Below are 13,346 nucleotides of genomic sequence, written 5' to 3'. Positions count from 1 at the left end.
CCGTTGACATGTGACCATATGGTCACCTATGGTCGTCACGTGGACGAGGTGTTCAAGGCACTGGCCGACCAGACCCGGCGGGACCTTCTCGACGCCCTCTTCGCCCAGGACGGCCAGACCCTGACCGCCCTCGAGGAGCGGGTGCCGATGACGCGCTTCGGGGTGATGAAGCACCTCAAGGTCCTGGAGGAGGCCGGGCTCGTGGTGACCCGCAAGCGCGGCCGCGAGAAGCTCCACTTCCTCAACCCCGTCCCGATCCGGCTCATCCACGACCGCTGGGTGAGCAAGTACTCCGAGCCGTGGGCCGCCGCGCTCACCGAGCTCAAGACACAGCTGGAGGACGAGTCATGACCACCCAAGGCGACACCGTCTCCTGGACCCGGGGCACCGCCCCGGTCGGGGACACCGCAGTGTTCGAGATCTACATCAAGACCACGCCCGAGCGGCTCTGGGAGGCGATCACCGATCCCGCGATGCGCGCGAAGTACAGCTTCGGCATCGGGACGGAGTCCGACTGGACGAACGGCTCCACCTACCGCGCTGAAGGCCCGGGCGGCGTGACGGTCTCCGAGGGGGAGAACCTCGTCGTCGAGCCACCACGCCTGCTGGTGCAGTCGTTCAACGCCCTGTGGAGCGACGAGGTCAGGGCCCAGGGGACCACTCGTGTCACGTGGGAGATCGAGCCGGTCGGCGACTCCTGCCGGCTCACCGTCGTGCACGACCAGCTCCCCGCGTCGGCGAACGCCGAGCTCTACGGCGGCTGGCCGATGATCCTCTCCGGGCTCAAGACGCTGCTCGAGACCGGCGAGCTGCTCACCACGCCGGGCTCCCAGATGTACGGCGAGGGCTGATGGGCGAGTCGGTGGAGGAGCTGACGCCTGAGGACCTCGTGCACCTCCGCCGTTGCGTGGACCTCGCCCGCGAGGCACTCGACGACGGCGACGAGCCCTTCGGGTCGGTGCTGGTCGGCCCCGACGGGGTCGTGCTCCACGAGGACCGCAACCGCACCGCCGGTGGCGACCAGACACGCCACCCCGAGCTTGAGCTGGCCCGCTGGGCGGCGGCGAACGTGGCGCCGCAGGTGCGGCCCGAGTGCACCGTCTACACGTCGGGCGAGCACTGCCCGATGTGCGCGGCCGGCCACGCCTGGGTGGGGCTGGGCCGGATCGTCTACGCAGCCTCCACGGCACAGCTCACCGAGTGGCGAAGCGGTTGGGACCTGCCGGACGGCCCGGTGGCGGCGCTGCCCATCAACGCGGTGGCGCCCGGAGTGCCCGTCGCCGGGCCCGCGCCCGAGCTGGCCGACGAGCTGCGCGCACTGCACCGGCAGCACGCCGACCGGGCCTCGAGGCAGCAGTAGGGAGCATGCATAACCCTTCGCATCGGCGAGTCGTTGAAGCCCCAGACACTCGTCCCCCGGAGGTTGACCATGAAGCGCGGAACGACTCGACGACTGGTGGCACTGACCGCTGCCCTCGCAACGGCGAGCACCGGAGCCCTGATGGCACCGGGATCCGCGGGGGCGAGCCCAGAGCTGGCCCCGACCTCGTTGGCGACTCCCACCGCGGTGCCCACCGACGAAGCGGGGAACGGCAAGGTCATCGTCGCCTTCGCCGATGGTGTGGTCCCGGCCGGCGCACTCGGGGTGCTGCGCGACCTCGGGGTCGAGCGCGCGATCGAGCTGCCGTCGATCGGCGCCGTGGCGGTGACGGCGGACCTGCCGGTCGTCGACCTGCTGGCGGCGGTTCCGGGGGTCGTCGCCGTGGAGCCGCAACGGCGGCTGGTGTCGTACCTCTATGCCTCCAAGGAGCAGATCAACGCGAACGGCCTCGACCAGCCGGCGGGCTACACGACCCGCGTCGGCCGCCGGCGCGTCGCCGGCACGCGACCTGGGGTCACCGGCGAGGGGGTGACGGTCGCGGTGCTCGACTCGGGCATCTTCGCGGGGCACCCGGACTTCGGTGACCGCGTGGTGAAGGGACTCAACTTCTCCTACTCCGAGGTGTCCCAGCAGGCCGGCTTCTCGGCCGAGCAGTGGGACACCTACGCCGAGTCGACCGGCACGCTGGCGCTGCAGGACGAGATCGGGCACGGCACCCATGTCGCGAGCACTGTCGGCGGCGACGGCAGCATGTCCGCGGCCCAGGGTGGTCCCGACCTCGCGGGTGTCGCGCCCGACGCCTCCTTCATCTCGATGAGGGTGGCCACCCCAGGTTTCGGGACGGTTGACGACATCGACTGGGAGGAGGCCGCGCTCGCCGCCTTCGACTGGACCATCCGGCACCGCGACGAGCACGGCATCGACATCACCCAGAACTCCTGGGGTCTGCTGCCGACCGAGCCCAACTGTCTCGGCCTGGACTGCGGTGAGCCGACCGACTTCGACGCGATGTCGCGCATGATCGCCTCGGTCGTCGACAGTGGCGTCCACGTCGTGTTCTCGGCCGGGAACGACGGACCCGAGCCGGGCACGATCGGCGGCTACCACGATCCCGCCAACGGCGCGGTCCTCGTGGGCGCTGCCTGCAAGTCCGTCGACTCCTCCGGGTGTGTAGAAGGCCAGCAGATGACGGACTTCTCCAGCCGTGGCGTCGCCGACGGCACGGGCCCGCAGGTCGACGTCGTCGCGCCCGGCGACACCATCATGGCCGCCCTGTCGCCGTCGGTGCTCGCTCCGCTGACGGAGTGCGCGGAGATCCAGACGCCCGGCTACTTCTGCATCTCCGGCACGTCGATGGCGTCGCCGCACGTCTCGGGCGTCGTGGCGCTCATGCTCGAGGCCAACCCTCAGGCGACGCCGGCCCAGGTGAAGGACTGTCTGCTCTCGACCGCGGTCGACATGATGTCCACAGGGTTCGACATCCACTCCGGTCAGGGCATGGTCGACGCGGAGGCAGCCGTCACCTGTGCCCACGCGCACACGGTGACGAAGACGCGAGGCTGACTCAGGGCAGCTCGGGGCCTTCCTGTCTGGACCTGTGGACCTGTGGGTCAGGGTGACGCCGTCAGCGCGATACCTTCTGGCCCATGAGCCCTGCTGTGCAACGAGCCCTCGGCGTGCTGGTGCTGCTTGTCACCGGCATCTTCAGCCTGCCGCTGGCCGCGACCTTCCTCGACGGCGAGGGCACCGAGAACTGGATCGTCCCCGTCCAGCTGCTTGTCATGGCGGCGATCGGCGCTGGGGTCACCGTCGCTCTTCCCGCACTCGCCCGGGGCGGGGCGGGCACCGAGCGCCGTGCCCTCACCGGGGCGTGGTGGGGCCTGCTCGCCGCCTTCGTGGGCGTGCTGGTGTTCTGGCTGCTGATCAGCGGGTTCGAGGGCGCGTGAGCGCAGTCAGCGTCGGCGCTTCTTCTCCTCCGCGCGCGTCCTGACCTTGTCGACGGTCTCCTTGATCCGGCGCTGGTTCTCCGGCTTCTGGGCCTCGTCGTAGAGCTTCTTGGCTGCGCCCAGCACGACGGCGCTCTTGAACAGCTTCATGACACAGGTCTACCTGTCGGACCCAAGCCCCTCGTCGACCGTCTTGCGGTGCGGGCGACCCGGGTCGTCGTACGCCGGATCCGGCTGACCGGCCCGCAAGGCCTCGAGCTGCGCGCAGATCGCGATGCCGTAGAACAGCGAGATCGACGAGAGCAGGCTCCACAGCAGCAGCGCGAAGACGCCGGCGAGCGGCCCGTAGGTGCTGCTGAACGAGCCGCTGGCATTGACGTACGCCGCCAGCCCGGCCGCCGCGGTCATGCTCAGCACCACGGCCACGCCCGACCCGAGGGCGAGCCAGGACAACGCCGGCTGGTGACGGCGGGGGGCGTGGTTGAAGAGCACGGCGATGGTGACGACGAGGGTGAGCAGTCCCAGCGGCCAGCGGCCCCACTGCCAGAGCGCGTGCGTGCGGTCCGACCACCCGTACTCGGTGACCATCGCGTCGCCGAACGCCCCGCCGGCGACCAGCACCAGGAAGCCCAGCCCGACCGGCACGGCGAAGACGGCGGTGAGGACCGCGGCCCGGCCGTACTTGAACAACGCGGGCCGGTCGCGGCGGATGCCGTAGATCCGGTTGCTGCCGCGCTCGATCTGCGCCATCGCGGTCGTCATCGACAGGGCTGCGAAGAAGAGGCCGAGGAAGAGCGCGACCTCGCCGACGCCCTCCGATCCTCCCGCCAGCGCCTCGACGATCGCGTCGTCGTCCCCGCTGGCCGGGGAGACGGCGTTGACCGTCGCCGCCACGACACGCGCCGGGCGGTCGTCGTCGATGTCGGCGGCCAACCCCATGACGGCGAGCAGGAACGGCACCACCGCCAGGCATGCCTGGAGCGCGAGGGCGCGGCTGTTGGTGAAGCCGTCGCCATAGCGGAAGCGCACGAACGAGCCGACCAGGACCGTCCGGAGGCCATGGCGGCGGGCGACGTGCCACGCGTCCTCGGCGTCGAGCTCGTCGCCGTCCATCTCCGTGGTCACGGGGACGGTGCGGGCGGTCGTCATGGCCGCACCCTATGCGCGGTCTGCGGGTCTGTGGGCGTCACCGGGCACTGAGCGTCTGACGCATGCGCACGAGCGCCAGGGCCATGGCCGGGGAGACCGGTCCGACGGTCGAATGTGGACATGACGACGACCACCACTCTCGGCGTCGTGACCCTGATGGGCGCGACGATCACGACCGCCATGGCCGCCGGGTTGCTCTTCTGCTTCGCGCACTCGGTGATGCCAGGGCTCGGGACGCTGGACGACCGCGCGTTCCTCACGGGGTTCCAGCGGATCGACGCAGCGATCTCGAACCGCTGGATGGGCCTGACCTTCCTCGGCAGTCCGGTGCTGATCCTCGCCTCGTTGCTCCTGCACCTGCCCGGGCGCGGTCCGGTCCTGGCCTGGTTGGCCGCAGCGATGGCGCTCGTCGTGGCGACCTTCGTGATCACCGGGGTGGTCAACGTCCCGTTGAACACGGCGGTCCAGGAGGCGGCCCCGGAGATGGCTGACGCCGCTGGGCTGCGGGGCCGCTTCGAGGAGCGCTGGGTGCTCTGGAACATCGTGCGCACCGCGACGTCGACCGGTTCGCTCGCGGCCCTCTGCTGGGCCCTCTTCCTCACCGGTCGATCGGCCGGCTGACACACCGACACACAGGAGATCTCGATGAACATCACCATCTTCGGAGCCACCGGCACGATCGGCCGCCTGCTGGTCGAGCAGGCCCTGGCCGCCGGTCACGACGTCATCGCCTTCACCCGCGACGCCTCGCGGGTCCCCGTCCGGCACGACAGGCTCCAGGTCGCCGAGGGCGACGTGACGGATCCCGCCGCGTGCCTGCCGGTCGTCAAGGACGCCGATGCGGTCGTGGTCGCGCTCGGCGCGGGGCGCAAGGGCGTGGTGCGCGAGGCGGGCACCCGCGCCGTCGTACGAGCCATGGAGCAGTCCGGTGGAGGGCGGCTCGTGTGCCAGTCCACCATCGGCGTCGGGTCGAGCCGGGCCAACCTCGACCTGTGGTGGAAGTACGTCATGTTCGGGGCACTGCTGCGGCCGGCGTACGGCGACCACGTGCGGCAGGAGCGCGTGGTAGAGGCGAGCGACCTCGCGTGGACCATCGTGCGTCCCTCCGCCTTCGCCGACCAGAGCCCGGGACCGGTACGACACGGCTTCGGTCCCGGCGAGGACGGACTGCGGCTGAAGATCGGCCGGGACGACGTCGCAGCCTTCCTGCTCGCGCAGGTGGATGACGCCACCTACCTGCATCGGGCGGTGTCGGTCTCGTCGTGACCGTCGCGCGGGGCTCCGAGCCGGCCGGGACGACTAGCCTGCTTCGTGTGGACGTGCTGGAGGCGCTGCTCGACGGCCCGCGGGCGCGAGGCGCCTTCCTGCTGCGCGCCCTGCTGGACCCGCCCTGGTCCCTGCGGATCGAGGACGAGGCCCCGCTGACGGTCCTCGCTGTCCTGCGGGGGGAGGCCTGGCTCACGCTCGACGACCAGCCCCCGCGGCACATGGAGACCGGGCAGGTGGCCATCGTCCGCGGACCCGGCCACTACACGGTCGCCGATGCCCCGGAGACGCCGCCGAGCGTCGTGGTCTACCCGGGTGGTCGATGCACCAGTGCGGCCGACGGGCGACCCCTCTGGGACGAGTGGTCGCTCGGTGTCAGGACCTGGGGGGAGGACCCGGCCGGTGACTGCGTGCTCCTGGTCGGCACCTACGAGGGCAAGAGTGAGGCCAGCCGTCCCCTCATCACGGCGCTCCCCGAGGTCGTCCTCCTCAGTCAGGAGGAGGCGGCGTCCCCGCTTCTCGGCGTGCTCGAGGCGGAGATGCAGATCGAGGCCCCGGGCCAGCGGGCGCTGCTCGACCGCCTGCTCGACGTGCTGTTGATCTCGTCCCTTCGGACGTGGTTCGCAGCGCGTCAGGACGAGGGTCCCGGGTGGTTCCGTGCGCAGCACGACCGTGCCGTGGGTCCGGCACTGGCGCTGCTCCACGAGGACGTCGCGCATCCCTGGACGGTGGAGGAGCTGGCCTCGCGCGTCGGGGTGTCGAGGGCAGTCCTCGCCCGTCGGTTCACGGCTCTCCTCGGGGAGCCGCCGATGGCCTACCTCTCGGCTTGGCGTCTCGCCCTGGCCGCCGACCTGCTGGTCTCCAGCGACGCGACGGTCGCCGCCATCGCTCGTCAGGTCGGGTACGGCACGCCATTCTCGCTGAGCGCCGCGTTCAAGAGGGTGCACGGCACGAGTCCGCAGCAGTACCGCCTCGGCAGCGTCAGCGCCTAGCGCCCTCCGCGCTCTGCCCCGCCGCCTTCACCCAGCGACTCCAGTCCTCCTGCCGGGTGTAGCCGGCCGCGCGCCACAGGGCCGTGCCGAGGTCGTTGTCGTCGAGCACCATCGCGCAGAAGCGCTCTGCTCCCAGGCCACGCAGCCGGTCCTCGGCCTGTTCCAGCATGCGGCGGCCCAGGCCTCGGCCACGTAGGTCAGGGGCGACAGCGAGGCGGTAGAGGTTGGCCCGCCACCCGTCCCACCCGCAGATGATCGTGGCAACGATCCTGTCCGCCGCAGTGGCAAGGAGGATCGCCTCGGGGTCTCGGTCGATGAGGCGGCCCACGGCCTCGGGTCGGTCCGCGGGGCGTGAGCCGTTCTCGCCGGCGGCTGCCCAGAACTCCAGCAGTGCGCGGACATCACCGTGCCCAGCACTGCGCATGACGAGGTCGTCCACCATCAGCCTCTCCTCCCCCGGGGAGGAGAGGCTAGCGGTCAGTGGGTGTCCTCGTCCCGGTGCGGGTTGGCGTTCGGGCCGGCCTCCGGCTCCGGCTCCTGGGCGTCGCCGCTCTCGCTCGCGGGGTAGCCCGCGGTGGAGTCGCCGTCCGCGAGCGGGGTGTCCGCCTTCTCCTCGTCGAGGCTGCCGACCTCCGAGACCTGACTGTCGGGACCTGACTCGTTCTGTGGGGTCATGGAACAGCGGTACCCGTGCGCGCCCACGCGCATGCCCACCGACGACCGTGCGGAAGGGTTTTCCTCCCCGAAACATGACGGAACACCGAGAAAACATGGGCTGCCTAGCGTCACCGCATGACCCACATGCGCCCCAGGATCGTCGTCGTCGGCCACGGCATGGTCGGCCACCGCTTCGTCGAGGCCGCCGTCGAGCGCGGTGTCACCGAGACCCACGACATCGTCGTCCTCGGTGAGGAACCCCGCCCGGCCTACGATCGCGTCGCCCTCACCAGCTTCTTCGCCGCGGAGAGCGCCGACGAGCTGTCGCTGCTGCCCCAGGGTCGGTACGACGACCCGCGCGTGCGCCTGCTCCTCGACACGGCCGTGACCGAGATCGACCGTTCCACGCGCACGGTCACGACGGTCACCCCGGCCGTCGCGGCGCAGGGCGATCCGCTCAGCAGCCCGGGCGCCGTCGAGCTGATCCAGTACGACGTCCTGGTGCTGGCCACCGGCGCCGCACCGTTCGTGCCACCGGTCGAGGGTCGCGGCAAGGCCGGCTGCTTCGTCTACCGCACCATCGAGGACCTCGAGGCGATTCGTGCTGCCAGCGACGGCGCGACCAGCGGCGTCGTGATCGGCGGCGGGCTGCTGGGGCTCGAGGCCGCCAACGCCCTCGTGCAGCTGGGGCTGGAGACGCACGTCGTCGAGATGGCACCGAGGCTGATGCCCGTCCAGCTCGACGGCGACGGCGGGGCGACGCTGGTCCGTCACATCGAGAAGCTCGGCGTGACCGTCCACGCCGGCGTGGTGACCGAGGAGATCGTCGGGAACGACCGGGTCGAGGCGGTTCGGGTCAGCGGAGAGGAGATCGACGCGCAGGTGGTCGTGTTCTCCGCCGGGATCCGCCCGCGTGACGCGCTGGCCCGCGAGTGCGACCTCCCGGTCGCGGAGCGGGGCGGGATCCTCGTCGACGAGCAGTGCCGCACGAGCGACCCCAGGGTCTTCGCCATCGGCGAGTGCGCGGCCCCGGGCGGCACGATGTACGGCCTGGTCGCCCCCGGGTACGCCATGGCGGAGGTCGTGGTCGACGCGCTGGTCGAGGGTCCCGGAACCTTCACCGGCGCCGACATGTCGACCAAGCTCAAGCTCCTCGGCGTCGACGTGGCGAGCTTCGGTGACGCGTTCGCGACCACGGAGGGTGCGCTCGAGCTCACCTACTCCGACGCGGTGGCCGGCGTCTACAAGAAGCTCGTGGTGGCCCCGTCCGCCGAGGCGGACGACTCCTTCGTGCTGCGCGGCGGGATCCTCGTCGGCGACGCGTCGTCGTACGGCATCCTCCGCCCGATGGTGTCCAGCGGGCTGGCGCTGCCCCCGAACCCCGAGCAGCTGATCCTGCCGGCCGCCACCGGCGTCCCGATGACGATGCCCGACGAGGCGCAGGTCTGCTCGTGCAACGACGTCACCAAGGGCGAGATCCTGACGGCTGTCGGGGAGAGTGGCACCTGCGAGGACGCCGCGTGCGTGAAGGCGTGCACGAAGGCCGGCGCGACCTGTGGCTCCTGCTTCTCGACGGTGAAGAACATCATCGAGGAGCACTTCGTGGCGGCCGGCAAGGTCGTCGACAAGGGCTTGTGCGAGCACTTCCGCCTCACCCGCCAGGAGCTCTTCGACGTCGTCGCGGTCCACGGCTACCGACGCTTCGACGACATCGTCGAGGCGCACGGCACGGGCCGCGGCTGCGACGTGTGCAAGCCGGTGGTCGCGAGCATCCTGGCGAGCCAGACGAGCACCCACATCCTCGAGCCGGAGACCGCCAAGCTCCAGGACACCAACGACGCCTTCCTCGCCAACATCCAGCGGAACGGCACCTACTCGGTCGTCCCGCGCATCCCCGGCGGGGAGATCACCCCGGACGGCCTGATCGTCATCGGCGAGGTGGCCCGCGACTTCGGGCTCTACACCAAGATCACCGGCGGCCAGCGCATCGACCTGTTCGGTGCGCGCATGGAGGAGCTGCCGGCGATCTGGCGACGCCTGGTCGACGCCGGCTTCGAGTCGGGGCACGCCTACGGCAAGTCGCTGCGCACGGTGAAGTCGTGCGTGGGGTCGACCTGGTGCCGCTACGGCGTGCAGGACAGCGTCGGACTGGCGATCGCGCTGGAGCTGCGCTACCGCGGCCTGCGCAGTCCCCACAAGCTCAAGGGCGGCGTCAGTGGCTGTGCTCGCGAGTGCGCGGAGGCGCGCGGCAAGGACTTCGGCGTCATCGCCACCGAGAAGGGATGGAACCTCTACGTCGGCGGCAACGGGGGCGCCACCCCTGCCCACGCCCGGCTGCTGGCCGGCGACCTCGACACCGAGACGCTGGTGTCGTACCTCGACCGCTTCCTCATGTACTACATCCGCACCGCCGACCGGCTCCAGCGCACCGCCACCTGGATCGACCGGCTCGAGGGAGGCCTCGACCGGGTGCGTGAGGTCGTCGTGGACGACTCGCTCGGTCTCGGTGCCGAGCTGGAGGCCGACATGGCTCGCCACGTCGGCGGCTACGTCGACGAGTGGCGCGCCACCCTCGAGGACGAGGACAAGCTCTCGCGATTCGTCTCCTTCGTGAACGCGCCGGGCACACCCGACCCTCACATCGCGTTCACCACCGAGCGCGGCCAGATCCAGCCGGTTGAGCCGAGCGGGCCGGTGGAGCTGGGCACACGGATCCCGGTGGGAGCGCCGGCGTGAGCGCCGGGTCGAGCGCTGGGGCGGGCGGCGAGCTGGCGTCGTACCTCAAGGTCTGCCCCGTGGACGCCATCGACCGCGAGACGGGAGTCGTGGCGCTCGTCCACGGCCGCGCGGTCGCGATCTTCCGGACCCACGACGGCGAGGTCCACGCGCTCGCCAACTACGACCCGTCCAGCCGGGCGTCCGTGCTGGCGCGCGGCATCGTGGGCAGCCGCAACGACGTCCCCGTGGTCGCCTCGCCGATGTACAAGCACGCCTTCGACCTCCGCACCGGTGCCTGCCTGGACGACACGTCCTTGCGAGTTCCCGTCTTCGAGGTCGCCGTGGTGGACTCGGAGGTGTGGATCGGACCGGAACGCCGCACGGAGCGGGAGCGAGGCGGATGAGCGGCACGCTCGCCGGCTTCCGCATCGGCGTGACCGCGGCCCGCAAGGCCGAGGAGCAGATCGAGATGTTCGTGCGCCGCGGCGCCGACGTCGAGTGGGCGGCGGCGCTGTCACGCGAGCCCAACACCGTCGACGACGCCGAGCTCGAGCGGACGACCAAGGACGTGCTCGCCCAGCCTGTCGACCTGTTCCTCGCGACGACCGGCATCGGCATGAAGACCTGGCTCGAGGCCGCGAGGCGCTGGGGGCTGTACGACGACCTGGTCGCCGCGCTCGGCCAGGCGCAGATCCTGGCGCGCGGCCCCAAGAGCGTCGGCGTCCTGCGCCGCAACGGGCTCCGCGAGCTGTGGTCGCCCCAGTCCGAAGCCTTCGAGGACGTGCTCGCCCACCTCCGGGGCCGTGACCTGGCGGGCCTGCGGATCGTGGTGCAGGAGCACGGGCAGTCGCTCTCGATGGCCGCCCACGCCCTGCGACGCCGGGGAGCCGACGTGGTGACGGTGCCGGTCTACCGGGTGGAGAGCGCCGAGGACCCCGAGCCGGTCTTCGGCCTGGTCGACCGGATCGCCGACCGCACCCTGGACGCGGTGACCTTCACGTCGGCGCCGGCCGTCGCCGCCCTCATGGACGCGGCCACGTCGACCGGGCGTCGCGACGACGTGGTCGCTGCCTTCCAGTCCGACGTGGTGGCGGCGTGCGTCGGGCCGGTCACAGCGGCCGCCTTCGAGATGTGGGGCGTGCCGACGGTGTTTCCCGACCGCTCCCGCCTGGCCGCGATGGTCCACCTGCTCGAGGCGGAGCTGCCGTCGCGCCGTGACGGGCTGGGAGTCGAGCTGGCCGACGGCCGCCTCCTCCTCGTCCACGGTGAGGACGTCCTGCTCGACGGAGTCGCCGTGACGCTGTCCCCAGCACCGGCCGCGGTGCTCGCCGCCCTGTTGGCGGAGCCGGGACGTGTGGTCTCCCGGCGCTCGTTGCTGGCCGCTCTCCCGTCCGGCCAGGCCAGGTCGGAGCACGCGGTCGAGATGGCGGTCGCCCGCGTCCGCGCAGAGCTCGGGACCAGCGCCGTGCAGACGGTCGTGAAGCGTGGCTATCGCCTGGCCGTCGGGTGACGGGTCGGGCGACACTGGAGCATGGGGCCGGACCTAGCGGCCCGGAGCTCCACCGTCCGGATCGTTGAGCCGCAGGATCTGGAGCCGCTCCTCCTCGGTGAGGTCGCTGGCGGCCAGGACCTCCTGGAGCACGGCTGACTTGCGCGCGATGTAGGTGTCGATGTCCATGCCGGGGTCGGCGGCCAGGGACAGCTTGACTGCGGCGTACTCGTCCCGCAGGTCCGGCCGGGCGCGGAGCACGTCGCGCACGGCGAGGTGGTTGCGGACGTTGAGGGTGTCGCGCAGGCAGACGTAGACGTGGCGGCGGGGCTGGTCGTCGGGCGCCGTGAAGGCCTCCCGGCCGGTCACCCCCAGGTCGCCCCGGTGGACGTAGCCGATCGACTCGAGCGCCGCCGTGGCTGCCGGTGCGTCCTCGGGCTCGACGATCACGTCGATGTCGAGGACCGGCTTGGCGGCCAGGCCAGGGACCGACGTCGACCCGACGTGCTCCACCGCTGCGGACGGCACGTGCGCCACTGCGGCCCGGAGGTCCGCCGCGACCCGGTCGAACTGTCCTGGCCAGTCGGCGGAGTAGGGGACGACTTCCACGGGCACGGGGCCACCGTACTTCGATCGGCACCGCTCTCCCCGGGCGCGTGGACAGCGGGGGCCTAGTCTGGCGTCGCTCGCGATGGTCGGGCGGCAGGTCGACAGCGTCAGTGAGGGAAACGTATGTGCCGAGTGCTCGCCTACATCGGTCCGGAGACACCTGTGGAGGGCTTGCTGCTGAAGCCCCCGAACAGTCTCGTCAACCAGTCGCTCGACCCGGAGCTCTATCCCGAGCTCCAGCTCGCAGGCTGGGGATTCGGAGTGTGGAGCGAGAGCCTGCTCAAGCCGGAGGATCCCTTGATCTACCGCCGGCCGGTGGCTGCGTTCTACGACGACAACGCCCGGCACATCATCCCCAGCCTCAAGGGCAGCACGATCCTGGCCCACGTACGAGCAGCCACCTACGACTCGACGGTCGTCCTGGCCGATGAGAACTGCCATCCCTTCTCCTTCGAGGGGACGAGCTGGATCGTGGCGCAGAACGGCAACCTGCCGGCCTGGCAGCTCCTGCAGCGGGAGCTGCTCCAGCACTGCAAGGACCAGTACCTGAAGCAGATGCGAGGCACGACCGACACTGAGTTCCTCTACGTCCTCCTCCTGTCCCTGCTGGAGAGCGACAGCGACGAGGCTGTCCAGGCCGCGATCGAGGAGATGCTGCGTCTCATCGCCAAGGCCATGCAGAACCTCCAGCTGTCAGCACTGACCAAGCTGAAGATGGCCCTGGTCTCGCCCGACCGGATCATCGGCGTGAACTGGGGTCTCGGGCACGAGGGTGAGACCGATCCGGCCGGGGACTGGCGCGAGCTGCGGAAGTCCGGCCCGCACACCGACGACTTCGCCCTCTCCATGCTCCTGGAGCCGATGTACATGCTGCTCGGTCGCAACTTCGAGCACGACGAGACGAGCTACGACTTCGAGGAGTGCACCGAGGACGAGGCCACGGCGGCGATCTTCGCCTCCGAGCCGTTGACCGAGAACCACGACGGCTGGTTGACGCTGGAGTTCGGCGAGATCGTGTTCCTGGAGAAGAAGGGCGAGCGCATCACGCGAAGCGTCTCCGAGCTGACGGTGTAGGCGCGTCTCGCCAGCGCTCCTTCGCGTGCGTAGCCGCGGGATCGGTTGCTCGTTGAACAGGTGAC

Annotated in this window: 17 protein-coding genes; 12 read left to right on the top strand and 5 right to left on the bottom strand. The window is 70.9% G+C overall.

What is annotated here, in order from left to right:
• Positions 1-39 precede the first annotated feature (39 nt).
• From EXE58_RS19975 to EXE58_RS06435, 5 genes are all read left to right on the top strand, one after another.
• Positions 40-351 (top strand): ArsR/SmtB family transcription factor, encoded by a 312-nt coding sequence (locus EXE58_RS19975; RefSeq protein ID WP_244242456.1) that lies wholly within the window; start codon positions 40-42, stop codon positions 349-351.
• Complete coding sequence (locus tag EXE58_RS19970) at positions 348-851, top strand: SRPBCC family protein (RefSeq protein ID WP_244242455.1); 504 nt, start codon at positions 348-350, stop codon at positions 849-851. The genes EXE58_RS19975 and EXE58_RS19970 overlap by 4 nt, the downstream gene beginning before the upstream one ends.
• Complete coding sequence (locus EXE58_RS06445) at positions 851-1,360, top strand: nucleoside deaminase (RefSeq protein ID WP_135267098.1); 510 nt, start codon at positions 851-853, stop codon at positions 1,358-1,360. The genes EXE58_RS19970 and EXE58_RS06445 overlap by 1 nt, the downstream gene beginning before the upstream one ends.
• A 69-nt stretch (positions 1,361-1,429) precedes the next feature.
• Positions 1,430-2,944 carry a S8 family serine peptidase gene (locus EXE58_RS06440; RefSeq protein ID WP_135267097.1) on the top strand — a complete coding sequence of 505 codons (1,515 nt, stop codon included), beginning with the start codon at positions 1,430-1,432 and terminating at the stop codon, positions 2,942-2,944.
• An 83-nt stretch (positions 2,945-3,027) separates the two neighbouring features.
• Positions 3,028-3,327 (top strand): hypothetical protein, encoded by a 300-nt coding sequence (locus EXE58_RS06435; RefSeq protein WP_135267096.1) that lies wholly within the window; start codon positions 3,028-3,030, stop codon positions 3,325-3,327.
• 6 nt (positions 3,328-3,333) lie between these two features.
• Here the strand turns inward: EXE58_RS06435 and EXE58_RS19455 are convergent, their stop codons facing one another.
• Together EXE58_RS19455 and EXE58_RS06430 are read right to left on the bottom strand one after the other, a co-directional pair.
• Positions 3,334-3,477 carry a hypothetical protein gene (locus tag EXE58_RS19455; RefSeq protein WP_167288724.1) on the bottom strand — a complete coding sequence of 48 codons (144 nt, stop codon included), beginning with the start codon at positions 3,475-3,477 and terminating at the stop codon, positions 3,334-3,336.
• 9 nt (positions 3,478-3,486) lie between these two features.
• Complete coding sequence (locus tag EXE58_RS06430) at positions 3,487-4,476, bottom strand: YihY/virulence factor BrkB family protein (protein WP_135267095.1); 990 nt, start codon at positions 4,474-4,476, stop codon at positions 3,487-3,489.
• Positions 4,477-4,596: 120 nt separating this feature from the next.
• Between EXE58_RS06430 and EXE58_RS06425 the strand changes: the two genes are divergently transcribed.
• Genes EXE58_RS06425 through EXE58_RS06415 form a run of 3 tightly spaced genes read left to right on the top strand, consistent with a single transcriptional unit; the run spans position 4,597 to position 6,734 of the window.
• The gene (locus EXE58_RS06425; protein WP_135267094.1) at positions 4,597-5,097 is read left to right on the top strand and encodes an anthrone oxygenase family protein; all 501 of its coding nucleotides are present in this window, start codon (positions 4,597-4,599) and stop codon (positions 5,095-5,097) included.
• 24 nt (positions 5,098-5,121) lie between these two features.
• Positions 5,122-5,742 carry an NAD(P)-dependent oxidoreductase gene (locus tag EXE58_RS06420; RefSeq protein ID WP_135267093.1) on the top strand — a complete coding sequence of 207 codons (621 nt, stop codon included), beginning with the start codon at positions 5,122-5,124 and terminating at the stop codon, positions 5,740-5,742.
• 47 nt (positions 5,743-5,789) lie between these two features.
• Positions 5,790-6,734 (top strand): AraC family transcriptional regulator, encoded by a 945-nt coding sequence (locus tag EXE58_RS06415; protein ID WP_135267092.1) that lies wholly within the window; start codon positions 5,790-5,792, stop codon positions 6,732-6,734.
• On the opposite strand, the gene EXE58_RS06410 is transcribed toward EXE58_RS06415, so the two are convergent.
• Both EXE58_RS06410 and EXE58_RS06405 read right to left on the bottom strand, forming a co-directional pair.
• Entirely contained in the window at positions 6,724-7,176 is a 453-nt protein-coding gene (locus tag EXE58_RS06410) for a GNAT family N-acetyltransferase (protein ID WP_135267091.1), read from the bottom strand. The genes EXE58_RS06415 and EXE58_RS06410 overlap by 11 nt on opposite strands.
• A gap of 35 nt (positions 7,177-7,211) precedes the next feature.
• Positions 7,212-7,409, bottom strand: coding sequence for a hypothetical protein (locus tag EXE58_RS06405; RefSeq protein ID WP_135267090.1), 198 nt, complete (start codon positions 7,407-7,409; stop codon positions 7,212-7,214).
• A gap of 117 nt (positions 7,410-7,526) precedes the next feature.
• Here EXE58_RS06405 and nirB point away from each other — a divergent pair, with 117 nt between their 5' ends.
• From nirB to EXE58_RS06390, 3 genes are read left to right on the top strand one after another with little or no spacing between them, the layout of a single operon-like run.
• On the top strand, positions 7,527-10,127 hold the full coding sequence (gene nirB, locus EXE58_RS06400) for a nitrite reductase large subunit NirB (protein ID WP_208544152.1): 2,601 nt from the start codon (positions 7,527-7,529) through the stop codon (positions 10,125-10,127).
• Entirely contained in the window at positions 10,124-10,513 is a 390-nt protein-coding gene (nirD, locus tag EXE58_RS06395) for a nitrite reductase small subunit NirD (RefSeq protein WP_244242454.1), read from the top strand. Before nirB ends, nirD begins: the two co-directional genes overlap by 4 nt.
• Positions 10,510-11,619, top strand: a complete 1,110-nt coding sequence (locus EXE58_RS06390; RefSeq protein WP_135267089.1) for a uroporphyrinogen-III synthase — start codon at positions 10,510-10,512, stop codon at positions 11,617-11,619. The genes nirD and EXE58_RS06390 overlap by 4 nt, the downstream gene beginning before the upstream one ends.
• A 33-nt stretch (positions 11,620-11,652) precedes the next feature.
• Here EXE58_RS06390 and EXE58_RS19965 read toward each other — a convergent pair whose 3' ends face one another.
• Positions 11,653-12,213, bottom strand: coding sequence for a GrpB family protein (locus EXE58_RS19965; RefSeq protein ID WP_135267088.1), 561 nt, complete (start codon positions 12,211-12,213; stop codon positions 11,653-11,655).
• Between the two features lie 117 nt (positions 12,214-12,330).
• Here EXE58_RS19965 and EXE58_RS19960 point away from each other — a divergent pair, with 117 nt between their 5' ends.
• Positions 12,331-13,281: a class II glutamine amidotransferase gene (locus tag EXE58_RS19960; protein WP_135267087.1), complete on the top strand. Its 951-nt coding sequence runs from the start codon at positions 12,331-12,333 to the stop codon at positions 13,279-13,281.
• Positions 13,282-13,346: the final 65 nt, after the last annotated feature.

This window comes from Nocardioides seonyuensis (assembly GCF_004683965.1).
In the GTDB taxonomy this organism is placed as follows: domain Bacteria; phylum Actinomycetota; class Actinomycetes; order Propionibacteriales; family Nocardioidaceae; genus Nocardioides; species Nocardioides seonyuensis.
This window is presented reverse-complemented; position numbering and strand designations above follow the sequence as displayed.